Source organism: Streptomyces sp. NPDC006610 (genome assembly GCF_040611575.1).
Classification (GTDB): domain Bacteria; phylum Actinomycetota; class Actinomycetes; order Streptomycetales; family Streptomycetaceae; genus Streptomyces.
Window position 1 is genome coordinate 22744 of record NZ_JBEXOP010000013.1, and the last position, 23231, is coordinate 45974.

General features: G+C 72.7%; 19 protein-coding genes. 5 read left to right on the top strand and 14 right to left on the bottom strand.

Going from position 1 to position 23231, the window contains the following annotated elements; translation table 11 throughout:
• Positions 1-6: 6 nt before the first annotated feature.
• The 5 genes from ABZY13_RS13150 to rimP form a co-directional block, all read right to left on the bottom strand.
• Entirely contained in the window at positions 7-300 is a 294-nt protein-coding gene (locus ABZY13_RS13150) for a DUF503 domain-containing protein (protein WP_356629911.1), read from the bottom strand.
• Between the two features lie 155 nt (positions 301-455).
• Positions 456-3539 carry a translation initiation factor IF-2 gene (infB, locus tag ABZY13_RS13155; RefSeq protein WP_356629913.1) on the bottom strand — a complete coding sequence of 1028 codons (3084 nt, stop codon included), beginning with the start codon at positions 3537-3539 and terminating at the stop codon, positions 456-458.
• 148 nt (positions 3540-3687) lie between these two features.
• The gene (locus ABZY13_RS13160; RefSeq protein ID WP_356629915.1) at positions 3688-3984 is read right to left on the bottom strand and encodes a YlxR family protein; all 297 of its coding nucleotides are present in this window, start codon (positions 3982-3984) and stop codon (positions 3688-3690) included.
• A gap of 182 nt (positions 3985-4166) precedes the next feature.
• Positions 4167-5165 carry a transcription termination factor NusA gene (gene nusA / locus ABZY13_RS13165; protein ID WP_356629917.1) on the bottom strand — a complete coding sequence of 333 codons (999 nt, stop codon included), beginning with the start codon at positions 5163-5165 and terminating at the stop codon, positions 4167-4169.
• 2 nt (positions 5166-5167) lie between these two features.
• On the bottom strand, positions 5168-5665 hold the full coding sequence (rimP, locus tag ABZY13_RS13170; RefSeq protein ID WP_356629919.1) for a ribosome maturation factor RimP: 498 nt from the start codon (positions 5663-5665) through the stop codon (positions 5168-5170).
• A gap of 231 nt (positions 5666-5896) precedes the next feature.
• Between rimP and ABZY13_RS13175 the strand changes: the two genes are divergently transcribed.
• The 3 genes from ABZY13_RS13175 (at position 5897) to ABZY13_RS13185 (ending at position 8087) form a co-directional block, all read left to right on the top strand.
• Positions 5897-6427 carry a hypothetical protein gene (locus ABZY13_RS13175; protein ID WP_356629921.1) on the top strand — a complete coding sequence of 177 codons (531 nt, stop codon included), beginning with the start codon at positions 5897-5899 and terminating at the stop codon, positions 6425-6427.
• Between the two features lie 244 nt (positions 6428-6671).
• Positions 6672-7169, top strand: a complete 498-nt coding sequence (locus ABZY13_RS13180; RefSeq protein WP_356629923.1) for a ferritin-like domain-containing protein — start codon at positions 6672-6674, stop codon at positions 7167-7169.
• Between the two features lie 18 nt (positions 7170-7187).
• Complete coding sequence (locus ABZY13_RS13185; RefSeq protein WP_356629925.1) at positions 7188-8087, top strand: aminoglycoside phosphotransferase family protein; 900 nt, start codon at positions 7188-7190, stop codon at positions 8085-8087.
• 94 nt (positions 8088-8181) lie between these two features.
• On the opposite strand, the gene ABZY13_RS13190 is transcribed toward ABZY13_RS13185, so the two are convergent.
• The 7 genes from ABZY13_RS13190 to ABZY13_RS13220 all read right to left on the bottom strand — a co-directional run bounded on the left by ABZY13_RS13190 (position 8182) and on the right by ABZY13_RS13220 (position 17707).
• On the bottom strand, positions 8182-9882 hold the full coding sequence (locus tag ABZY13_RS13190; protein WP_356629927.1) for a proline--tRNA ligase: 1701 nt from the start codon (positions 9880-9882) through the stop codon (positions 8182-8184).
• A 108-nt stretch (positions 9883-9990) separates the two neighbouring features.
• On the bottom strand, positions 9991-10521 hold the full coding sequence (locus ABZY13_RS13195) for a GNAT family N-acetyltransferase (RefSeq protein WP_356629929.1): 531 nt from the start codon (positions 10519-10521) through the stop codon (positions 9991-9993).
• 33 nt (positions 10522-10554) lie between these two features.
• Positions 10555-11403, bottom strand: a complete 849-nt coding sequence (locus ABZY13_RS13200; protein WP_356629931.1) for a GNAT family N-acetyltransferase — start codon at positions 11401-11403, stop codon at positions 10555-10557.
• A gap of 309 nt (positions 11404-11712) precedes the next feature.
• Positions 11713-12870 carry a flavodoxin-dependent (E)-4-hydroxy-3-methylbut-2-enyl-diphosphate synthase gene (gene ispG / locus ABZY13_RS13205; protein ID WP_356629933.1) on the bottom strand — a complete coding sequence of 386 codons (1158 nt, stop codon included), beginning with the start codon at positions 12868-12870 and terminating at the stop codon, positions 11713-11715.
• Positions 12871-13039: 169 nt separating this feature from the next.
• Positions 13040-14332 carry a site-2 protease family protein gene (locus tag ABZY13_RS13210; protein ID WP_356630146.1) on the bottom strand — a complete coding sequence of 431 codons (1293 nt, stop codon included), beginning with the start codon at positions 14330-14332 and terminating at the stop codon, positions 13040-13042.
• A gap of 8 nt (positions 14333-14340) precedes the next feature.
• Positions 14341-15603, bottom strand: coding sequence for a 1-deoxy-D-xylulose-5-phosphate reductoisomerase (gene dxr, locus ABZY13_RS13215; protein ID WP_356629935.1), 1263 nt, complete (start codon positions 15601-15603; stop codon positions 14341-14343).
• A 160-nt stretch (positions 15604-15763) separates the two neighbouring features.
• Positions 15764-17707, bottom strand: coding sequence for an acyl-CoA dehydrogenase family protein (locus ABZY13_RS13220; protein WP_356629937.1), 1944 nt, complete (start codon positions 17705-17707; stop codon positions 15764-15766).
• 514 nt (positions 17708-18221) lie between these two features.
• Between ABZY13_RS13220 and ABZY13_RS13225 the strand changes: the two genes are divergently transcribed.
• Both ABZY13_RS13225 and ABZY13_RS13230 read left to right on the top strand, forming a co-directional pair.
• Positions 18222-19235: a LacI family DNA-binding transcriptional regulator gene (locus tag ABZY13_RS13225; RefSeq protein WP_356629939.1), complete on the top strand. Its 1014-nt coding sequence runs from the start codon at positions 18222-18224 to the stop codon at positions 19233-19235.
• A gap of 67 nt (positions 19236-19302) precedes the next feature.
• Complete coding sequence (locus ABZY13_RS13230; protein ID WP_356629941.1) at positions 19303-21489, top strand: glycoside hydrolase family 31 protein; 2187 nt, start codon at positions 19303-19305, stop codon at positions 21487-21489.
• 97 nt (positions 21490-21586) lie between these two features.
• On the opposite strand, the gene ABZY13_RS13235 is transcribed toward ABZY13_RS13230, so the two are convergent.
• Both ABZY13_RS13235 and ABZY13_RS13240 read right to left on the bottom strand, forming a co-directional pair.
• Entirely contained in the window at positions 21587-22408 is an 822-nt protein-coding gene (locus ABZY13_RS13235; protein ID WP_356629943.1) for a carbohydrate-binding protein, read from the bottom strand.
• Positions 22409-22515: 107 nt separating this feature from the next.
• Positions 22516-23229, bottom strand: coding sequence for a hypothetical protein (locus ABZY13_RS13240; protein WP_356629946.1), 714 nt, complete (start codon positions 23227-23229; stop codon positions 22516-22518).
• Between the last annotated feature and the right edge of the window lie 2 nt (positions 23230-23231).

Below are 23231 nucleotides of genomic sequence, written 5' to 3' on the forward strand. Positions count from 1 at the left end.
CGTGGTTCAGTCGTCGTCGCCGTGGAAGCGCCGTCGCACGGACAGCAGTTCCACTTCGGGGCGCGCGGCGACCAGCCGTTCGCACCGGTCCAGTACGTCGGTGAGATGCCCCGCGTCGGCGGACACCATCGCGAGGCCGATGCCGGCCCTGCGGTGGAGGTCCAGATGGTCCACCTCCGCCGCGCTCACGGAGTACTTCCGCTGCAGCTCGGCGACGATCGGGCGGACGACGGAGCGCTTCTCCTTCAGCGACCGTACGTCGCCGAGGAGGAGGTCGAAGGACAGCGTCCCCACATACATGTGTGCAGCCGGTTCACCCGCCGGTACGGGATCGATGGCCCCGCCATCCGCGTGGCAGGGACATCAGAACCGTACAACGAACGGCCGGGGCCGATCGACGGAAATTACTCTCCGTCGACCGGCCCCGGACCGGACCGCCTCGGAAACCGTGCCCGTTACGAGCGCGGCTTCTCGCGCATCTCGTACGTCGCGATGACGTCGTCGACCTTGATGTCGTTGAAGTTTCCGAGGTTGATACCGCCCTCGAAGCCTTCGCGGATCTCGGTGACGTCGTCCTTGAAGCGACGCAGACCCTCGATGTTGAGGTTCTCCGCGACGACCTTGCCGTCGCGGATGAGGCGCGCCTTGGTGTTGCGTCGCACCTCGCCGGAGCGGATGAGGACACCCGCGATGTTGCCCAGCTTGGAGGAGCGGAAGACCTCGCGGATCTCCGCCGTGCCCAGCTCGACCTCTTCGTACTCCGGCTTGAGCATGCCCTTGAGGGCCGCCTCGATCTCCTCGATCGCCTGGTAGATGACCGAGTAGTAGCGGACGTCCACGCCCTCGCGCTCGGCCATCTGCGCCGCGCGGCCGGCCGCGCGGACGTTGAAGCCGATGACGATGGCGTCGGAGCCCATCGCCAGGTCGATGTCGGACTCCGTGACCGCACCGACGCCGCGGTGCAGGACGCGGATGTCGACCTCTTCGCCGACGTCCAGCTGGAGCAGCGAGGACTCGAGGGCCTCGACGGATCCGGAGGCGTCACCCTTGATGATCAGGTTCAGCTGCTGGACCTCGCCGGCCTTGAGGACCTTGTCCAGGTCCTCGAGCGAGACGCGGCGCGTGCGCTTGGCGAAGGCCGCGTTGCGCTCGCGGGCCGCGCGCTTCTCGGCGATCTGGCGGGCGGTGCGGTCCTCCTCGACGACGAGGAAGTTGTCGCCCGCGCCCGGGACGTTGGTCAGGCCCAGGACCTGGACCGGCGTCGACGGGCCGGCCTCGGCGACGTTGTTGCCGTTGTCGTCGAGCATGGCGCGCACGCGGCCGTAGGCGTCGCCCACCACCATCGTGTCGCCGACCCGCAGGGTGCCGCGCTGCACGAGGACCGTCGCCACGGCGCCGCGGCCGCGGTCGAGACGGGACTCGATGGAGATGCCCTGCGCGTCCTGGTTCGGGTTGGCCCGCAGGTCGAGCGAGGCGTCGGCCGTGAGGATCACGGCCTCCAGCAGCGAGTCGATGTGCAGACCCTGCTTGGCGGAGATGTCGACGAACATGGTGTCGCCGCCGTACTCCTCGGCCACCAGGCCGTACTCGGTCAGCTGACCGCGCACCTTGGTCGGGTCGGCGCCCTCGACGTCGATCTTGTTGACCGCGACGACGATCGGGACGTCGGCCGCCTTGGCGTGGTTGAGCGCCTCGACCGTCTGCGGCATGACGCCGTCGTTGGCCGCGACGACCAGGATCGCGATGTCGGTCGACTTCGCACCGCGGGCACGCATGGCGGTGAACGCCTCGTGACCCGGGGTGTCGATGAAGGTGATCTTGCGCTCTTCGTCGTTGACCTCGGTCGACACCTGGTAGGCGCCGATGTGCTGGGTGATGCCGCCGGCCTCGCCCGCGATGACGTTCGTCTTGCGGATGGCGTCGAGGAGGCGGGTCTTGCCGTGGTCGACGTGACCCATGACGGTGACGACCGGCGGACGGACCACCAGGTCGTCCTCGTCGCCCTCGTCCTCGCCGAACTCGATGTCGAACGACTCGAGCAGCTCGCGGTCCTCCTCCTCGGGGCTGACGATCTGAACCGTGTAGTTCATCTCGCCCGCGAGGAGTTCCAGCGTCTCGTCGGAGACGGACTGGGTGGCCGTGACCATCTCGCCGAGGTTCATCATGACGGCGACGAGCGACGCCGGGTTGGCGTTGATCTTCTCCGCGAAGTCGGTGAGCGAGGCACCGCGCGACAGGCGAATGGTCTCGCCGTTGCCGCGAGGCAGCATCACGCCGCCGACCGACGGGGCCTGCATGGCCTCGTACTCCTGGCGCCTCTGCCGCTTCGACTTGCGGCCACGACGGGCGGGACCGCCGGGACGGCCGAAGGCGCCCTGCGTGCCACCGCGGCCACCGGGACCGCCGGGACGGCCGCCGAAGCCGGGACGGCCACCGCCGCCCGCTCCGGGAGCACCCGGACGGCCGGCGAAGCCGCCGCCACCGCCGCCGCCGGGACCGGCCGGACGGCCGGCGAAGCCGCCACCGCCGCCACCGGGACGGCCGGCGAAGCCGCCGCCGCCGGGACGACCGCCGCCGGCACCGCCGGGACGACCGCCGCCACCGGGTCCGCGGCCGCCGGGGCCGCCGCCGGGACGCGGGCCGGCAGCGGGACGCTGCGGCATCATGCCCGGGTTCGGACGGGGACCGGCGGGACCGCCGCCGGGACGGGGACCGCCCTGCGGACGCGGCATCGAGCCCGGGGTCGGGCGGGGGCCGCCCGGAGCCTGGGGACGAGGACCGCCGCCCTGGGCGCCGGGCGCCTGGGGACGGGGACCGGCGCCGGGAGCGCCGGGGCCGCCGGGACGCGCGCCCTGCGGACGCGGCGCCTGCGGACGGGCCATGCCGGTGGAGCCGCCGGAGGTGAAGGGGTTGTTGCCCGGACGCGGACCGGCCGGACGGGCGCCCGGACGCGGCGCGCCGCCGCCGGGACGCTGACCCTGGCCTGCCGGACGGCCGCCGTCGCGCTGGCCCTGGGAGGGACCGGCGGGACGGGCGCCGGGCTTGGGGGCGCCGGGACCCGGACGGGCGCCCGCGGGGCGCTGGCCCTGGGCGGCCGAGGCCGCGGGCGCCGCCGGAGCGGACGGCGGGGCCGTGAACTCCGGGGTGGTGGGCGCCGCCGGGGCGGGACGCGGGGCGGGCTTCGGACCCGGCGTCGGACGCGGACCGGGAGCGGCCGGCGCGGGCGCCGACGGGGCCGCGGGCTGCTGGGCCGCGGCCGGCTTGGGGGGGGCCGGCGGCTTGGGAGCAGCCGGACGGGCCGCCTGCGCCGGGGACGGCGCGGGGGCGGGCTTGGGGGCGGCCTTGCGCGGGGCGGGCTTCGCGGCGGACTTGCCGCTGCCACCGCCCTGGAAGGCATCTGTCAACTTGCGCACTACGGGCGCCTCGATCGTCGAAGACGCCGATCGGACGAATTCACCGAGTTCCTGGAGCTTGGCCATGACGACCTTGCTCTCCACACCGAACTCCTTGGCGAGTTCGTATACCCGGACCTTAGCCACTTCGCTCCTTTGAGGTCCGGGTTGCGGCCGGACCGTCGCTAGTTCATGGGCGTACTCATCGCGTACTCATCGAGTGCTCATCGCAATCTCGACCTGCTTTCGACTCGCGAGGTACCAGGGCCGCGCGGGCGCTCCCGTGCGGCACGTCTTACGGTGTTGCCTGCTCGGCAACTGTTGTCTGCTCGACGTATCGGCGCAACGCCTTTGTGTCGAGCGCTCCCGGGGCGCGCAGTGCCCTCGTGAACGCCCGACGGCGTACCGCCTGGTCGAGACAGACCAGGGCGGGGTGTACGTACGCACCCCGGCCGGGCAGCGTACCGCGAGGATCGGGGACGCATGCGTCCTCGATCGCCACGGTGCGCAGCAGCTCCGTCTTGGCCGCGCGCTCCCGGCACCCCACACAGGTGCGTTCAGGGCATGATCGGGCGTGCGTCCGGCCAGACACTCTTCAGTCTACCTCCCCGTAGCGACCTCACCCCTTTGGGGCAGGGATCGAACGGTTGTTGTCGTGATCTCAGCGACCTGCGGCTTGGATCTATTCCCGCGGGCGTCCCGGAGGCGCCCCCGGGGAATGCCCCGGGGAACTCCGAGGCGGCTTCGAGGGGACCCCGAGCCGCCGTCGAGCGGCTACTCGGACGGGCGGTCGGACGGCTGCTCGGTGTCCGGGCGGATGTCGATCCGCCAGCCGGTCAGCCGGGCGGCGAGGCGGGCGTTCTGGCCCTCCTTGCCGATCGCCAGCGACAGCTGGTAGTCCGGCACCGTCACGCGCGCGGAGCGGGCCGCCATGTCGACGACCTCGACCTTGGACACCCGCGCGGGCGACAGGGCGTTCGCCACCATCTCCGCCGGGTCGTCCGACCAGTCGACGATGTCGATCTTCTCGCCGCTCAGCTCGCCCATGACATTGCGCACCCGGCCGCCCATGGGGCCGATGCAGGCGCCCTTGGCGTTCAACCCCGACCGGGTGGACCGGACGGCGATCTTGGTGCGGTGGCCGGCCTCGCGGGCGATGGCGGCGATCTCGACGGAACCGTCGGCGATCTCCGGCACCTCCAGGGCGAACAGCTTCTTCACCAGATTGGGGTGGGTGCGCGACAGGGTGACCGAGGGGCCGCGTACGCCCTTCGCCACCCGGACGACGTACGACCGCAGCCGCATGCCGTGCGGGTAGGTCTCGCCGGGCACCTGCTCCTGCACCGGCAGGATGGCCTCCAGCTTGCCGATGTCCACCAGCACGTTCTTCGGGTCGCGGCCCTGCTGCACCACGCCGGTGACGATGTCGCCCTCGCGGCCGGCGTACTCGCCGAGCGTGGCGTCGTCCTCGGCGTCGCGCAGCCGCTGGAGGATGACCTGCTTGGCGGTGGTCGCGGCGATCCGGCCGAAACCGGACGGGGTGTCGTCGAACTCGCGGGGCTCCTGGCCCTCCTCGAGGTCCTCGGGGTCCTCCTTCGCCCACACGGTTACGTGACCGGTCTGCCGGTCGAGCTCCACGCGCGCGTGCCGGCGGCTTCCCTCGGTGCGGTGGTAGGCGATGAGGAGGGCCGCCTCGATCGCTTCGACCAGCAGGTCGAAGGAGATCTCCTTCTCCCGTACCAGGCCCCGCAGGGCGCTCATGTCGATGTCCACGGCTACGCCTCCTCTTCCTTCTTGTCCTTGCGGCCGAACTCGACCTGGACGCGCGCCTTGGCGATGTCCCCGTGGGCGAGTCTGCGCGCCGTGGGCTTGCGCCCCTTGACCCCGGGTACCTCGACATCGACGCCTTCGTCGTCGACGCCGAGAATTCTGGCCACCAGTTCCTCGCCCTCGGCGAGCTGGAACTTCACCAGCCGGCCGGTGGCGCGCACATAGTGCCGCCGCTCGGTGAGGGGGCGCTCCGCGCCCGGGGTTGTGACCTCGAGGGTGTACTCGCCCTCGCCCATCGCGTCCGTCTCGTCGAGCTTCGCCGAGAGCGCACGGCTCACATCGGCGATCTGGTCCAGGTCCGCCCCGGTGTCCGAGTCGACGACGACGCGCAGCACCCGCTTGCGTCCGACCGAGTCCACCGCGATCTCCTCGAGGTCCAGCCCCTGGGAGGTGACGAGGGGTTCCAGCAGTTCTCGCAGCCTCTCGCGCTGGGTGGTGCTCATCCGGGTGACTCCTCGGCCGCGTGTGCTGTTGTGGGATGGTCGCGTGTCTGGTCAAAGGGTATCCGGTCGCGGAGGGTGTTGCCGTCCACCCGCGTGTCCGCCGGCCGCCGTACGCCCTGCCGTTTGCCGGGTCGGACCGGTGCCGATGAGCGGTTTCGCACGGATGCGCGGGTACCGTGATCACGGGCGTGCCGCCCGGTCCCTTCGTACGAGTCTTCGAGGACGTCAGCCGTGCCGTTTCCCCTGTCGCCGCGCATGCCCCCGGGGCCGCGCAGAAGGAGCCTGCTCGCCTCGGCGGCGGGCGTCGCACTCGTCGCGGGCTGTTCGGGTCCGCCCGGGGAGGCGGGGGACGAGCGCTCCGCTCTGTCGGCCGCCGAGCGGGCACGCGCGCGTGCGGCACGGGACAGCGCGGAGCTGGCCGCGCGGTACGACGCGGTGATCGCCGCCCATCCGGCGCTCGCGGGGCGGCTGGTACCGCTGCGGGACGAGGTCGTGGAGCACGCACGGGCGTTCGGGGGCGGGAGCGGCGGCCGTGCGTCCGCGACTCCCTCGGCCTCGGCGTCGGGTTCCCCCGCCCCCGCCGTCCCCGTTCCGGCGGACGAGAAGGGCGCCCTGGCGGAACTCGCCCGGGCGGAGCGGGAACTCGCGGACCGGCGGGCCGGGATGCTGACGGACCTGCCCGGCGAGTCGGCGCGGCTGCTGGCCTCTGTGGCGGCGTCCGGGGCGGTGCACGCGTACCTGCTGACGGAGGGCGAGGGATGAGGGCGGCCGGGGACCGGGAGCCGGCCATGGGCGGGCGCGTGGCGGCCTGCGGCGGGGAACGGCGCGCGGCGGGGCGGGCGGCGTACGACGCCCACCGCGTACGGCGGGACACGCCGGCGCGCGGGTTCCGGTGCACCGGGGGCGAGCCGGTGGCGGCCGGGTACGCGCCGGCGGGCGGGTGCCGGGGCCCCGCGGGGGAGCCGGTCGCCGCCACGGCCGGGTACGGGTTGACGGAAGGTGAGCGATGAGCAAGGCGAAGGACCGGGAGCTGGCGGCCCTGCAGGCGGCGCTGGCCGCCGAGCACGCGGCCGTGTACGGCTACGGGGTGGTCGGCGGGCGGATCGGCGAGGAACGGCGCACGGAGGCGCGGGCGGCGTACGACGCCCACCGCGCGCGGCGGGACGCGCTGGCGCGCGAGGTCCGGGACCTGGGCGGCGAGCCGGTCGCCGCGGCGGCCGGATACGCGCTGCCGTTCCCGGTGGCGGACGGCCCGGCGGCGGTCCGGCTGGCGGCGGAGGTGGAGGACCGGGTCGCCGGGGTGTACTCCGACCTGGTGCGTGCGGCGGACGGGAAGCGGCGGGCCGCCGCGGCGGCGTCGTTGCGGGAGGCGGCGGTGCGGGCGGTGCGGTGGCGCGGCGAGAGCGTAGCCTTCCCTGGGCTCGCCGAGCGGGGAGCCGGGTCGTCGTCGGACACGGGCGCGGCCGGGGCTTCGCCGAGGGCATCGGCGTCAAGCCGCTCCTAGGAAGGGAACGACTCGCGTATGGCTTTCGAACCGCCGCGGCGTCTGGTGAGGGCGCTCGGTGAGACGGCACCGGACGGTGACGGCTGGTTGGAGAGGCTGCCGGAGGCGGTCGAACAGGCCGTCGTTCTACGCGAGTTGACCGTGGAGCGGGTGCAGGTGCCCGGCGGCCGGAGCAGCCTCGTGCTGCTGGTGCGGCGGGCGGACGGCACGCCCGCGGTGCTGAAGCTGGCGCCGGCCCGGTTCCGGCCGGAGAGCGAACGGGCGGCGCTGGCCCACTGGGGCGGTCTCGGCGCCGTACAACTGCTCGATCCGGAGGCGTCGGACGGGGCGTTGCTGCTGGAGCGGCTGCATCCGGACGTGTCGGTGCGGTCGTTGCCGGAGGCGAAGGCGCTGCTGGAGGCGGCGGGCACGCTGCGCCGGCTGTGGGTGGAGCCGCCGGGGACGCACGTGTTCGAGACGGTGGCCGAGCGGACGGGCCGGCAGGCGGAGGCGATGCGGGCGAGCGCGGCGGCGGACGACCAGGCCGCGCCGCTGGTCGACGCGGCGCTCACGGCCCGGGCCGAGCTGCTGGCCGAGGCGCCGGAGCGGCGGCTGCTGCACGGCACGTTCCGGCAGAGCAAGGTGCTCGCCGGGGACCGGACGCCGTGGCTGGCCGTGGGGCCCGACCCGGTGGTCGGCGAGTGCGCCTTCGATCTGGCCCGGCTGGTCCGCGACCGGGTGGAGGACCTGATCGCCTCTCCGTCGGGTCCGGCGACGACCCGTCGCCGGATCAAGCGGCTCGCGGAGTCGCTGGACGTCGACCAGGACCGGCTGCGCGGCTGGACGCTGTTCCGGGCGGTGGAGTCGGGGGTGCGGGCGCGGCGCGTGGGCCGGCCGCGGGACGCGGAGCTGCTGCTGGAGTTCGCGGGCTGGCTCTGAACGGGACGCTGCCGGGCGGCCGGGACGCCTGCCGGGCGGGGCGACGACGTAAGGGACGCCCGCCCTGGCGGACGCCCCTTACTGACGCTGCCGGTCAGGCGGTGAGGCGGGCGATGGCCTCCTCGACGGGAAGCTCCTCGCGCTCGCCGGTGCGGCGGTCCTTCAGCTCCACGACGCCCTCACCGGCGCGCCGACCGGCGACGAGGATCTTCGGTACGCCGATCAGCTCCGCGTCGGTGAACTTGACGCCCGGCGAGACGCCGGCCCGGTCGTCCACCAGGACGCGGGCGCCGGCCGCGGCGAGCCTCCCGGCGACGTCGAGGGCGAGCTCCGTCTGGAGGGCCTTGCCGGCGGCGACCACGTGCACGTCGGCCGGGGCGACTTCCGCGGGCCAGCACAGGCCCTTGTCGTCGGCGGTCTGCTCGGCGAGCGCGGCGACGGCGCGGGAGACGCCGATGCCGTAGGAGCCCATGGTGACGCGGACGGGCTTGCCGTTCTGGCCGAGGACGTCGAGCTTGAGGGCGTCGGCGTACTTGCGGCCGAGCTGGAAGATGTGGCCGATCTCGATGGCGCGGTCCAGCTTGAGGCCGGTGCCGCACCTGGGGCAGGGATCGCCCTCCCGGACGACCACGACGTCCACGTACTCGTCGACCTCGAAGTCACGGCCCGCGACGACGTTCTTCGCGTGCGTGTGCTCCTTGTTGGCGCCGGTGATCCAGGAGGTCCCGGGCGCCACGCGGGGGTCGGCGATGTACTTCACCTTGGCCAGGCCCTGCGGGCCGACGTAGCCGCGGACCAGGTCGGGGCGGACGGCGAAGTCGGCCTCGGTGACCATCTCGACGGTGGCCGGCGCGAAGTGGGCCTCGACCTTGTCCAGGTCGACCTCGCGGTCGCCGGGGACGCCGACGGCGACGATCTCGCCGTCGACCTTGACGAGGAGGTTCTTCAGGGTCGCGGAGGCCGGGACGCCGAGGGAGGCGGCGAGGGTCTCGATGGTGGGGGTGTCCGGCGTGGGGATGTCCTCGGCGGCGGGCACGGCCGAGCCGTCGACGGGCTTCAGCTCGAAGGAGATGGCCTCGGTGTTGGCAGCGAAGTCGCAGTTCGGGCAGTCCGCGAAGGTGTCCTCGCCGGCCTCGGCGGGAGCGAGGAACTCCTCCGACTTGGAGCCGCCCATGGCGCCGGCGGTGGCGGCGCAGATGCGGTAGTCGAGGCCGAGGCGCTCGAAGACCTTCTGGTAGGCCTGGCGGTGCAGCGCGTAGGACTGGGCGAGGCCCTCGTCCTCGGTGTCGAAGGAGTACGAGTCCTTCATCAGGAACTCGCGGCCGCGCAGGATGCCGGCGCGGGGGCGGGCCTCGTCGCGGAACTTGTTCTGGATCTGATAGAGGATCACCGGCAGGTCCTTGTAGGAGGACGCCTGGTCCTTCACGATCAGCGTGAAGATCTCCTCGTGGGTGGGGCCGAGCAGGTAGTCGCCGCCCTTGCGGTCCTTGAGGCGGAACAGCTCGGGGCCGTACTCGTCCCAGCGGCCGGTGGCGTCGTAGGGCTCACGCGGGAGCAGCGCGGGCAGCAGCACCTCCTGGGCGCCGATCGCGTCCATCTCCTCGCGGACGATCCGCTCCACGTTGGCGAGGACCCGCTTGCCGAGCGGCAGCCAGGTCCAGACGCCGGCGGCGGTACGGCGTACGTAGCCGGCGCGGACCAGCAGCTTGTGGCTGAGGACCTCGGCGTCGGCCGGGTCGTCGCGCAGCGTCTTCGCCATCAACTGGGACATGCGCTGGACCGGTGCGTTCGCCATCGTTCTCGTACTCCTGCCGGATGGGGGTCCCCCGCTCGGGCGGGGCCCGGCGCGGGGGAGGGTGATGGCAAGGAGGTTAACCGGGGGGTGCGGGGCGGCGGAAATCGGTTATCGGCGGCGCAGCGGGAGCGGCGCGCCCATGACGGCGTACGGCTTGGGGGCGCTGGGGAACAGGACGCGGCGGGCCAGATCCTGGTAGCCGAGGGAGTGGTAGAGGCCGCGGGCCGGGCTGTCGGTGTCGATCGCGGAGAGGATCGAGCGGGGTTCGTCGGCGGTGTCGGTGATGGTGGTGATCAGGGCGCGGCCGACGCCGCGGTTCTGGAAGCGCGGGTGGACGTGCAGCTCGGTGATCACGAAGGAGTCGTCGAGCCAGGCCTCGTGCCCCTGGGCGCGCAGATACGGTTCCACGACGGTGGACCACCAGTGGGCGCGGTCGTTGGGCATCCCGTAGACGAACCCGACGAGGTCGCCGCCGGCACTCGCGCCGAAGGCCCGGGCGCCCGGGTACGTCATGTGGCGCAGCACGATCTGGCGCCGTACGGCCACTTCCTCGGCGCCCAGCCCGAAGGCGACGGCTTGCACCTCGAGGGCCTCGTCCACGTGGGCGGGGAGGTCCAGAGGGCCGATCACGGGGTCCATGCCGGGGAGCCTACAGGGGCGTCGGTCCCGCCCTCAGAAGAGAACGCTCATGAACGCTCCGACCTCCTGGAACCCGACCCTGCGGTAGGTGCGCCGGGCCGCGGTGTTGTAGTCGTTCACGTAGAGGCTGGCGACGGGGGCGAAGTCGGCGAGGGCGTAGCGCAGGACGGCGGCCATGCCGGGGGCGGCGAGGCCGCGGCCGCGGTACTCGGGGGCCACCCAGACGCCCTGGATCTGGCAGGCGCGGTCGGTGGCGGCGCCTATCTCGGCCTTGAAGACGACCTTGCCGTGCTGGTCCAGGCGGGCGAAGGAGCGGCCGGAGCCGACGAGTTCGGCGACGCGGGCCTGGTAGAGCAGGCCGCCGTCGCCGGCGAGGGGGGAGACGCCGACCTCCTCGGTGAACATCGCCACGCAGGCAGGCATGATCGTTTCCATCTCGTCCTTGCGGACGCGGCGGACGTAGGGGTCGGGGGCGACGCCCTCGGGCATCCGGTCGGTGATCATGAGGGGCTGGTGGCCGCGGACGTCGCGGGCGGGGCCCCAGTGCGGTTCCAGCAGGCGCCAGAGGAGGGCGGTGGGCTCGGCGGGGCCGACGATGGAGGAGCAGCGGCGGCCGGCGCGACGGGCGCGGTCGGCGAAGGCGCGCACCGCGCGGGGGGTGGCGCAGAGGGGGACGAGGTTGGCGCCCGCGTAACAGAGGGACGTGAGCGTGCCGTCCTCGTACCATCCCCACATTTCGCCGCCGAGCCGCCACGGGTCGAGGCCGGCGACCCGGACCCGTGAGGTCACGAAGGCGTTGGCGACCGGGTCGCGGTCGAGGACGGCGAGCGCGGCCTCCAGGTCGCTCGGTTCGAGGACCCGGGAGGAGGTCTGGGTCAACACGGGCGGGGCCTCCCGGTGGGAACGTCTGGTCTCCGCACTGTACCTGGCGGTGTGGTGGCGGTCCCCTGGTGCGCGGGCCTGCGGCCGGGCGCGGTGGGGCGCCGCCGTGTTCCGGTGCCCGTCCTTCCGGGGGCTACGCCCCGGACCCGCGACGGCCTGAACGGCCTCGTCCTCGAACGCCGGACGGCCTGGACATGGGCACCCGGCGTTCGCGACGGCGCCGTCCGGCACGCTCGAAGGGGCACCATCCTCGGGGTGCCCCCCCCCCCGGGACGGCGCCCCTTCGGCCGGTTTCTCGGCCGCCCCGTGTCAGTCCGCCACCGACACCGACGGCTCGCCGGACGGGACGCCCGCCGCCTCCATCTGCTCGGCCAGCTTCATCGCTTCCTCGATCAGGGTTTCCACGATCTTGGACTCGGGGACCGTCTTGATGACCTCGCCCTTGACGAAGATCTGGCCCTTGCCGTTGCCGGAGGCGACGCCGAGGTCGGCCTCGCGGGCCTCGCCGGGGCCGTTGACGACGCAGCCCATGACGGCGACGCGGAGGGGGACCTCCATGCCGGTCAGGCCCGCGGTGACCTCCTCGGCCAGCTTGTAGACGTCGACCTGGGCGCGGCCGCAGGACGGGCAGGAGACGATCTCCAGGCCGCGCTCCTTGAGGTTCAGGGACTCCAGGATCTGGATGCCGACCTTGACCTCCTCGGCGGGCGGCGCGGAGAGGGAGACGCGGATGGTGTCGCCGATGCCCTGGGAGAGCAGGGCGCCGAAGGCGACGGCGGACTTGATCGTGCCCTGGAAGGCCGGGCCCGCCTCGGTGACGCCGAGGTGGAGGGGGTAGTCGCACTGGGCGGCGAGCTGCCGGTACGCCTCGATCATCACGACCGGGTCGTTGTGCTTGACGGAGATCTTGATGTCCCGGAAGTCGTGCTCCTCGAAGAGGGACGCCTCCCACAGGGCCGACTCGACCAGCGCCTCGGGCGTCGCCTTGCCGTACTTCTGGAGCAGCCGCCGGTCCAGGGAACCCGCGTTGACGCCGATGCGGATCGGCGTGCCGTGGTCCTTGGCGGCCTTGGCGATCTCCTTGACCTTGTCGTCGAACTGCTTGATGTTGCCCGGGTTGACCCGCACCGCCGCGCAGCCGGCCTCGATCGCGGCGAAGACGTACTTCGGCTGGAAGTGGATGTCGGCGATGACCGGGATCTGGGACTTGCGGGCGATGGTCGCGAGGGCGTCGGCGTCGTCCTGCGTCGGGCAGGCGACGCGCACGATCTGGCAGCCGGAGGCGGTCAGCTCGGCGATCTGCTGGAGCGTGGCGCCGATGTCGGACGTGCGCGTGGTCGTCATCGACTGGACCGAAACCGGCGCGTCCCCGCCGACCGCCACGGACCCGACCTGGATCTGCCGGCTCTTGCGGCGCTCGGCGAGCTTGGTCGGAACGGACGGCATGCCGAGAGAAATCGCAGTCATCTGCTGTGCAACCCCAAGTCGTGGATCAAGGTCCGGTCCCGTCAGCGGCGGGCTCCAGGCTTCGAGATTACGGTACGCGCCCGGGCGCGAGGACATGACGTCGGTGAAGCCGCTCGAAGGAAGCGGCCCGGCACATCACCGTGCCGGGCCGCGGGTAACGCCCGTGTGGCTAGGAGATTCTCACCGGGTTGACCACGTCGGCGATCAGCACCAGGACGGTGAAGCAGATGAAGATCCCCGCGACCACGTAGGCCACCGGCATCAGCTTCGCCACGTCGAACGGGCCCGGGTCCGGCCGGCGCAGCACCTTCGCGACGTTGCGCCGCAGCGACTCCCACAGCGCGCCCGCGATGTGCCCGCCGTCCAGCGGCAGCAGCGGGAGCATGTTGAACAGGAACAGGGAGAGGTTGAAGCCGGCGACCAGCATCAGGGCCATGGCCAGCTGCTGGGTGGGCGGTATGTCCAGGGTGAAGATCTCGCCGCCCACGCGGGCCGCGCCGACGACGCCCATCGGGGAGTCCGGTTCGCGCTCGGCGCCGCCGAAGGCCGCGTCCCACAGGGCGGGGATCTTGCCGGGCAGCGCGGCGAGGGAGTCGACGGCGTCGCCGATGCGGTCGCCCATCCAGGTGAGGGAGTCGTCGAAGTCCTGGCGGACGACGCCGGTGGCGGCGCTGAAGCCGAGGAAGCCGGCGGTGACGTACTCGCCCTCGACGACCTGACCGCTGGAGTCCTTCTTGGCGACCTGGTTGGTGGCGATCGTCGCCTCCAGGGGCACCTCACGGCCGTCGCGCTCGACGACGATCGGCACGGTCTCGCCGGGGTGGGCGCGGATCAGGTCGGAGAGCTGGTTCCAGGTCTCGGTGCGGACGCCGTCGAAGGCGACGATCCGGTCGCCGGCCTGGAGTCCGGCCGCGGCGGCCGGGGAGGGCTCGTCGGACCCGCGGCACTTGTCGCGGTTCTCGCTCTGCGCGATGACGCACTGGGAGACCGAGCTGACGGTGGTGGTCTGCTGGGAGATGCCGAAGCCCATGAGCACGATCAGGAACAGCGCCACCGCGAGGACGAGATTCATGAAGGGGCCCGCGAACATCACCACGACCCGTTTCCAGGGCTTGCGCGTGTAGAACAGGCGGGTCTCGTCGCCGGGGCGCAGCTCCTCGAAGGCCGCCGAGCGGGCGTCCTCGATCATGCCGCGCCAGGGCGAGGTGGAGCGGGCCTCCAGCTTGCCGTCGGGGCCGGGCGGGAACATGCCGATCATGCGGATGTAGCCGCCCATGGGGATGGCCTTGACCCCGTACTCGGTCTCGCCCTTCGTGCGGGACCAGATGGTCGGGCCGAAACCGACCATGTACTGCGGCACGCGGATGCCGAACATCTTGGCCGTGGACAGATGCCCCAGCTCGTGCCAGGCGATCGAGATCAGCAGGCCGACCGCGAACACGACTATGCCGAGGATCATCATCAGGGTCGTCATGCACGCGCCTCCGCGCTCGCCGTCGGGACTGTGAGTTCCCGGGCCCGTGCCCGCGCCCAGGTCTCCGCTTCGAGGACGTCCGGCACGGTGAGCGAAGTTCCCGTCCGCGGGACGCCGTGTTCCTCGACGACCCGGGTGACGGTCTCCATGATCCCGTTGAACGGCAGTGCGCCGGCGCGGAAGGCCTCGACGCACTCCTCGTTGGCCGCATTGAACACCGCCGGGGCGGTGCCCGCGAGCTCGCCGACGTGCCGGGCGAGGTTCACGGAGGGGAAGGCGTCGTTGTCCAGGGGGAAGAACTCCCAGGTCGACGCCGTGCTCCAGTCGAACGCGGGGGCCGCGTCGGGCACCCGTTCGGGCCAGCCGAGACCGATGGCGATCGGCCCGCGCATGTCCGGGGGGGTCGCCTGGGCCAGGGTGGACCCGTCCATGAACTCGACCATCGAATGGACGTACGACTGCGGGTGTACGACCACCTCGATGCGGTCGAAGGGAATGTCGTAGAGCAGGTGCGCCTCGATGACCTCCAGGCCCTTGTTGACCAGGGTCGCGGAGTTGATCGTGATCACCGGTCCCATGGCCCAGGTGGGGTGGGCGAGGGCGTCCTCGACGGTGACGTGGGCCAGCTCCGCCTTCGTACGGCCGCGGAAGGGGCCGCCGGACGCGGTGACGACCAGCTTGCGGACGTCGGCGCGGGTGCCGGCGGCGAGGGCCTGGAAGAGGGCGGCGTGCTCGGAGTCGACCGGGATGATCTGGCCCGGCTTGGCGAGCGCCTTGACCAGCGGGCCGCCGACGATGAGCGACTCCTTGTTGGCGAGCGCGAGGGTACGGCCCGCCTCCAGGGCGGCGAGGGTCGGGGCGAGGCCGATGGAGCCGGTGATGCCGTTGAGGACGGTGTGGCAGTCGGAGGCGGCGACCTCGGTGGCCGCGTCGGGACCGCCGAGGATCTCGGGCAGCGGCTCCCCGGCGCCGTACCGCGCGGCGAGGGCCTCGCGCAGCTGCGGTACGGCGTCCTCGCGGGCGACCGCGACCGTCCGCACCCGCAGCCGGTGCGCCTGCTCGGCGAGAAGGGCGACCTGGCCGCCGCCTGCGGACAGGGCGGTGACCCGGAAGCGGTCGGGGTTGCGCAGCACGAGGTCGATGGCCTGGGTCCCGATCGACCCGGTGGAGCCGAGGATCACCACGTCCTTCGGGCCGTCGCCCGCGACGGGGTCGTACACCAGGTGCGGGTCGGCGAGGGGGGCTGGACTGTCGCTCATGGACCCATTGTGGCCGCACCGCGCGCCCGGGAGGACAGCGGCGTCGTTGTGGCGAAGGGGGATCGCCGCAGCCCGCCGTCGGGCCGGGCCGAATGCGCTCGCGTCGGTCACCGGCCGGCCCACGCGGTGGCCGATGCCGCCCGGCAGTCCGCAGCCCGCGTCACTCGATGCGGCGGTGCACGTTCTCCCGTTCGCTCTCCCCCGGCGTCGCGTCCGCGATCCACGGCCCCTCCCCCGACGGGTCGACGATGCCGTGTTCCAGCCACTCGTACGCGCCCGCCAGGACGTCCTTGACGACCTTGCGGTCCAGGTCGTCCGTGTTGGCCCACAGGCGGGTGAAGAGGGCGTCGACGCGCAGGCGGGACTGGTGGCAGAAGGCGTCGGCCAGTCGGTATGCCTCGCGGCCGTGGTCGCCGCGGGAGCGGAGCAGTTCGGCGCGGACGCAGGCGGCGCTCATCGCGAAGAGTTCCGCGCCGATGTCCACGATCCGGCCGAGGAAGCCCTGCTTGGTCTCCATCCGGCCCTGCCAGCGGGACATGGCGTAGAAGGTGGAGCGGGCGAGTTTGCGGGCGTGCCGTTCGACGAAGCGGAGGTGGCCGGAGAGGTCGACGCCCTGGTGTCGGAACTGCGCGTAGGACGTGGGCAGTTGGCCCGGTCCGGCGATGAGTTTCGGCAGCCACTTGGCATAGAAGACGCCCGCGCCCGCGCCGGCCCGCGCCTTGTCCTGGAGGGACTTGTCGGGGTCGATCAGGTCGCCCGCCACCGACAGGTGGGCGTCGACCGCCTCGCGGGCGATGAGCAGGTGCATGATCTCGGTCGAGCCCTCGAAGATGCGGTTGATCCGCAGGTCGCGCAGCATCTGCTCGGCGGGCACGGACCGTTCGCCGCGGGCGGCGAGCGACTCGGCGGTCTCGAAGCCCCGGCCGCCGCGGATCTGGACGAGTTCGTCGGCCATCAGCCAGGCCATCTCGGAGCCGTAGAGCTTGGCGAGGGCGGCCTCGATGCGGATGTCGTTGCGGTCCTCGTCGGCCATCTGGGAGGACAGGTCGAGGACCGCCTCCAGGGCGAAGGTGGTGGCGGCGATGAAGCTGATCTTCGAGCCGACCGCCTCGTGCAGGGCGACGGGCTTGCCCCACTGCTCGCGGACGGCCGACCACTCGCGGGCGATCTTCAGGCACCACTTCCCGGCGCCCACGCACATCGCGGGCAAGGAGAGCCGCCCGGTGTTGAGGGTGGTCAGGGCGATCCTGAGACCGGCGCCCTCGGGGCCGATGCGGTTGGCGGCGGGGACGCGCACCCGGTGGAAGCGGGTGACGCCGTTCTCGATGCCGCGCAGGCCCATGAAGGCGTTGCGGTTCTCGACGGTGATGCCCTCGGAGCCGGCCTCGACGACGAAGGCGGTGATGCCGCCCCGGTGCCCCTCGGACTTCGGGACGCGGGCCATGACGACGAGGAGGTCGGCGACGACGCCGTTGGTGGTCCAGAGCTTCACCCCGTCGAGGACGTAGTCGTCGCCGTCGGGGACGGCGGTCGTGGCGAGGCGGGCCGGGTCGGAGCCGACGTCGGGCTCGGTCAGCAGGAAGGCGGAGATGTCGTGGCGGGCGCAGCGGGGCAGGAAGGCGTCCTTCTGCTCCTGCGTGCCGAACATCTTCAGCGGCTGCGGCACGCCGATCGACTGGTGGGCCGACAGCAGCGCGCCGACCGCCGGGCTGGCGGAGCCGACCAGGGCGAGGGCCTTGTTGTAGTAGACCTGCGTCAGGCCCAGGCCGCCGTAGCGGGTGTCGATCTTCATGCCGAGGGCGCCGATCTCCCGGAGTCCGGCGATGACCTCGTCGGGGATGCGGGCTTCGCGTTCGATGCGGGCCGAGTCGATGCTCGTCCCGCAGAAGTCGCGCAGCCGGGCGAGGAACTCCTCGCCGCGCCGGGCGTCCTCGTCGGCCGGGAGCGGGTGGGGGTGGATGAGGTCGAGGCGGAAGCGGCCGAGGAACAGCTCCTTGGCGAAGCTGGGCTTGCGCCAGGTCTGTTCACGGGCCGCCTCCGCCACTTGGCGGGCCTCACGTTCGGTGACGGTGGGACGGGGGGCAGCTGCGGGCTCTGCGGACATGAGGGTCACCTCGCCGCGAATCGGGATCGGGGTCCATGCGGTTGCCGACGGGTGCTACTCGATCGTTCGTACCCGATCCGGGGCAAAGCCACCACCCTTCGCGCGGCCGTTCGGCCGATGCCGGCGGAGTGCGCAGGGCGCCGCCGAGGCCGACGCCGCCGTACGGCGGGGTTGACGCTGTCGCACGTCGACCCCCGCCGGGGCGGTGGCAGCGCGTCGACGGTCCGGGCCCGCTTGGACATACGGGGCCTGCGGTGTTGCATGGGGTCCTGCCGGGGACGGGCGGTTCGCGTACGCCCCTTCGGCCGCCGCCGGACGGGGTCGTCGGGAGGGCCGGAAGGCGGACGGCGGACGGTTCCGGCACCGCCCGGCACGAGGTTCCCGGCAGAAAGTGTCGAAGCGCTTCGACGGCCTATGGACACCCACCCCCGCTGGAGCTACTGTCGAACCACCCTCACCCGCCGTTGTTCGCAATGCGCACTGTCGAAGCGCTTCACAAAGCTTGGAGAGCTGGATGGTCACCCTCGCCGAGGTCGCCCAGCACGCCGGAGTGTCGGCGAGCACGGTGAGCTATGTCCTCAGCGGCAAGCGGTCCATCTCCGCGACCACCCGGCAGCGGGTCGAGCAGTCCATCCGGGAGCTGGGCTACCACCCGAACGCCGGCGCCCGGGCCCTGGCGAGCAGCCGGTCGAACATCATCGCGCTGATGATCCCGCTGCGCACGGACATGTACGTGCCGGTGATGATGGAGATCGCCATCGCCGTGGCCACCACCGCCCGCACGCACGGGTACGACGTCCTGCTGCTCACCGGCGAGGAGGGTCCCGACGCGGTGCGCCGGGTCACCGGCAGCGGCCTCGCGGACGCGATGATCCTGATGGACGTCGAGCTGGAGGACGAGCGGCTGCCGCTGCTGCGCGGCACCGACCAGCCCTCCGTGCTGATCGGTCTGCCGACCGACACCAGCGGCTTGACCTGCGTCGACCTGGACTTCGCGGCCACCGGCGCGCTGTGCGTGGAGCATCTGGCGGACCTCGGTCACCGTGACGTCGCCGTCATCGGCGAGGCGCCCGCGGTGTACGAGCGGCACACCGGCTTCGCCGAGCGGACCCTGCACGGCGTCCGCGCCCGCGCCCGCGAGCTGGGTCTGCGGGTGCTGCACCGGCCCTGCGAGGGCGGGTACGACGCGATGGCGGCAACGCTCGCCCGGGTCTTCGACGAACGTCCGGCGACCACGGGTTTCGTCGTGCAGAACGAGTCGGCGGTCGAACCGCTGCTCGCGCTGCTGCGCCAGCAGGGCCGGGCCGTCCCCGAGGACGTGTCGGTCGTCGCGATCTGCCCGGACCAGGTGGCGACCCAGGCCTCGGTGCGGCTGACGTCGGTCGCCATCCCGGCGCAGGAGATGGGCCGGATCGCCGTGGCCCGCCTGATGGCCAAGCTGGACGGCCGGGGCGCGGACGACGTGGTCCTGATCGCCCCCGAGTTGACGGTCCGGGCCAGCACGGGACCGGCGCCCGCCGGGTCCTGACGCCCCGCTCCCCCGTGCCCCACGCCGGGGCACGCCCCTGTCTCCACTCCTCACAGGAGCACCCCACGTGAATCAGCCTGCCGAAACCCAGTCTGCCGGAAGCCAGTCGGCCGAGAACAAGTCGGCCGGGATCCAGTCGGCCGGGGACCAGCCGGTCGCGGACCGCTCGGCCGGGAACGGGTCCGCCGACCGGCCCGCCGGCCTCCCGGCCCACGGCCCCTCCGACGTCCAGCCCAAGGTCAGCCTCGCGCAGTCCTCCCCCACCGTCGGCACGTTCCGTGAGCGGGACGGCGGGCTGGAGTGGAGCGGCCGCCAGGAGACCGTGCGGATCGAGCCGTGGGGTCCGGACGCGGTCCGGGTCCGGGCGCGGCTCGGCGGTCCGGTCCTGGACGCGCTGCCCGGGGCGCTGCTGGACGAGGCCCCGGCGACCGCGAGCACGGTCAAGGTCGGCGACGGGGAGGCGCGGCTGATCGTCGGCGCGCTGACCGTGCACGTCGACGCCGAGGGGATGATCCGGTTCCTGCGCACGGCCGACGGGGAGGAACTGCTCTCCGAGGAGCGCGCCCACTTCTGGTGGCCGGGCCCGCGCCTCTACACCGCCGTGGGCAACGGACACCACCGCCTGGAGCAGCGGTTCGCCGCCTACGAGGGCGAGAAGCTGTACGGGCTGGGCCAGCACCAGCACGGCCGGCTCGACCAGAAGGGCCTGGTGGTGGACCTGGTCCAGCGCAACGCCGAGGTCGGCATCCCGGTGCTCACCTCCAGCCGCGGCTACACGCTGCTGTGGAACAACCCGGCGATCGGCCGGGTGGAGCTGGCCCACAACGGCACCCGCTGGGTCGCCGACTCGGCCCGCCAGATCGACTACTGGATCACCGCGGGCGCCCCGGCCGACGCCCAGCGCCGCTACAGCGCGGTCACCGGCCGCACCCCGATGCTGCCCCAGTGGGCGGCCGGGTTCTGGCAGTGCAAGCTGCGCTACCGCACCCAGGAGGAACTCCTCGCGGTGGCGCGGGAGTACAAGCGGCGGGGCCTGCCCATCGACGCGATCGTGTGCGACTTCTTCCACTGGACGCATCTGGGCGAGTGGAAGTTCGACCCGAAGGAGTGGCCCGACCCGGCCGCGATGGTCCGTGAGCTGGACGAACTCGGCATCAAACTGGTCGTGTCGGTGTGGCCGTCGGTCTCCCCGCTGTCGGAGAACCACTCCCTGATGGAGCAGCGCGGCTACTTCATCGGCACCCAGTACGGCCCGATGGCGCACGCCGACTGGCCGGACAAGGAGGTCGCCTCCACCGTCCAGGTCGCCTTCTACGACGCCACCAACCCGGAGGCCCGCGCCTTCGTGTGGTCGCGCGTCCGGGACAACTACCTGCTCCCGTACGGCATCACCGCGTTCTGGCTGGACGCCTGCGAGCCGGAGCTGAAGCCGGGCTTCGCCGAGAACCTGCGCTACTGGGCGGGCCCCGGCCTGGAGGTCGGCAACCTCTACCCGGCCGAGAACTCCCGCACCTTCCACGAGGGCCTGACCGCCGCCGGCGAGACCGAGGTCATCACCCTCAACCGCTCGGCGTGGGCGGGCAGTCAGCGCTACGGCGCCGCGCTGTGGTCCGGCGACATCGGCACCGACTTCCCGACCCTGCGCCGCCAGATCGCGGCCGGCCTCAACACGGCCCTGTCCGGCATCCCCTGGTGGAACACGGACATCGGCGGCTTCCACGGCGGCGACCCGGACGACCCGGCGTACCGGGAGGTGATGGTGCGCTGGTTCCAGTTCGGCACGTTCTCCCCGCTGATGCGCCTGCACGGCTTCCGCGACCCCGGCATGCCGCTCGGCCCGGACATGACCGGCGGCCCCAACGAGGTGTGGTCGTACGGCGAGGAGGCGGGCGCGATCCTGGAGCGGTACCTGCGGCTGCGCGAGCGCCTGAAGCCGTACGTGCTGCGGGCGATGCGGGAGGCGCACGAGGAGGGGCTGCCGGTGATGCGGCCGCTGTTCCTGGAGTTCCCGGACGACCAGGGGGCCTGGTCGGTCGACGACGCCTACCTCTTCGGCCGGGACCTGCTGGTGGCGCCGGTGCTCACGGCGGGCGCGACGGCCCGCACGGCGTACCTCCCGGCGGGGGCGCGTTGGACGGACGCGTGGACGGGGCGGTCGTACGAGGGGGGTGCGGCGGTGACGGTGGACGCGCCGCTGGACCGGATCCCGCTGTTCCTGCGGGACGGGGCGAGCCTGCCGGTGCGGGAGCCGTAGGCCGCGGGTGAGTCGGGGCCCGCGCACCGCCCTTCGACGAGCATCGCGCGCGGGCCCCGCGGTCCTCGTCGAAGGACCGCGGGGCCCGCGCGGCGGTTCACTCGCGGCGCCAGAGGGCGGGGACGTTGGGCGGCTCCCAGCCCGGCATCGAGGTGTGGGCCTGGAGGCAGCGGTAGCCGACCGCGGCGTACGCGACCCGGTCGCCGGCGGTGTAGGCGCGGCCCGGCGCCCAGCTGCCCGACGGGTCGGGGGACGGGTCGGTGGGGTCGCCGAGCACGTCCAGCACGAAGTCGAAGACGCCCGCCCGGGCGCCCCCGCCCGCGTCGCGGACGTTCATGAGCAGCTCCGGGTCGAACAGCGCGTCCGTGCTGTTGCGCGGCTCGCCGGGGAAGTAGAGCTGCGTGGTGAGCACGGGCTCGCCGGGCGCCTGCGCCTTGACGTGGATGTGCCGGGTGCGGCCGGGGTACAGGCCGGGGACGATCGTGTGCAGCACGAAAGCGCCGGCGCCGTTGGTGAACTGGTGCCCGCGGAAGGCGTGTCCGGCCATGTCGTAGGCGCCCGCGTTGTCGGCCTGCCAGAAGTCGAGCAGGACTCCGGGCAGCGGGGCGCAGTCGCGGCCGAGGACGTGGCCGGTGACGGTGAGCCGGGCGCCGGGGACGCCCGGCGTGACGAGGCTGGTGCGTAACGGGGAGTTGGGTTTGAAGTAGGGGCCCTCCATCTGGTCGGGCGTGGGGTCGTCGCCGTCGTCGCAGAAGGGCGTCGGTGTGAGGGTGCGCGATCCGGCGTCGCGGGCGAGCGCCGCCGTGCCGGTGGCGAGCAGCGGGACGGCGGCGCCCGCGGCGACGGCCGCACGGAGCAGGTTCTTGCGGCTGATGCCGGACGCTCCGGTCTCGTCGGGCGGGGGCGGGGAGGGGGTCATGGCGGCTCCTCGGTGGGGGTCGCCGGTCACCGTATGCGCGGCGGCCCCCACCGGGGCAGCTGTCGTTCCGCCCCCTTGCCCGGGGTTATGGAACCGTGCGGGAGCGGCTAACTCCCGGAGACCGTCAGGTTGTTGGTGGTGAAGTTCAGTCCGCCCGACGACGAGGTGATCTCGTAGCCGAACTGAACGTCGCCGATGGTCTCGTTGCCCATCCAGCCCTTGGTGTCCTTGATCCACTTCAGGATCGGGAGGATGTCGACGGTGCCGGAGTTGGAGTCGGAGGTCCGCAGGAACGAGAAGACCTCGTTGTGGCCGTTGCTGCCCTTGTAGACGTTCCAGGTGTGGCCGCCGAGGCTGACGGTGCCCTGCGAGCTGCCCAGCGGGCCGACGGCTCCGTGGTGGTTGACCCAGAGCATGATCTCGTAGTCGTAGTCGGTGTCCCAGATGTCGTACGACGTGTTGTACGCGCCGGACGACGGGACGGTGACGTTGTAGCTGCTGGTGAGCGAGCCGATCGAGGTGATCGGCTTGTTGATCACCTTCTTGGAGTTGGGGTACGACTTGATGCCGCCGGTGTTGGGGTGGTTCGCCCACACGCCCCAGTTGGTGCCGGAGTTGGCCCACACGCACTGGCTGCCGGCGCCGGAGCCCCAGATGTTGTTGTAGAGCGTGTAGCCGTTCAGGGTGGTGTTGCCCCACTGGTCGCAGGAGTTCCATACGGCCGCGTGGGCGGGGGCGGAGGCGAGGCCGACGGTCGCGCCGAGCGCGAGCGCCGGGGCCAGCAGGGCCTTGGCGACCCTGCCGAGGGTGGTCGTTGCCATGG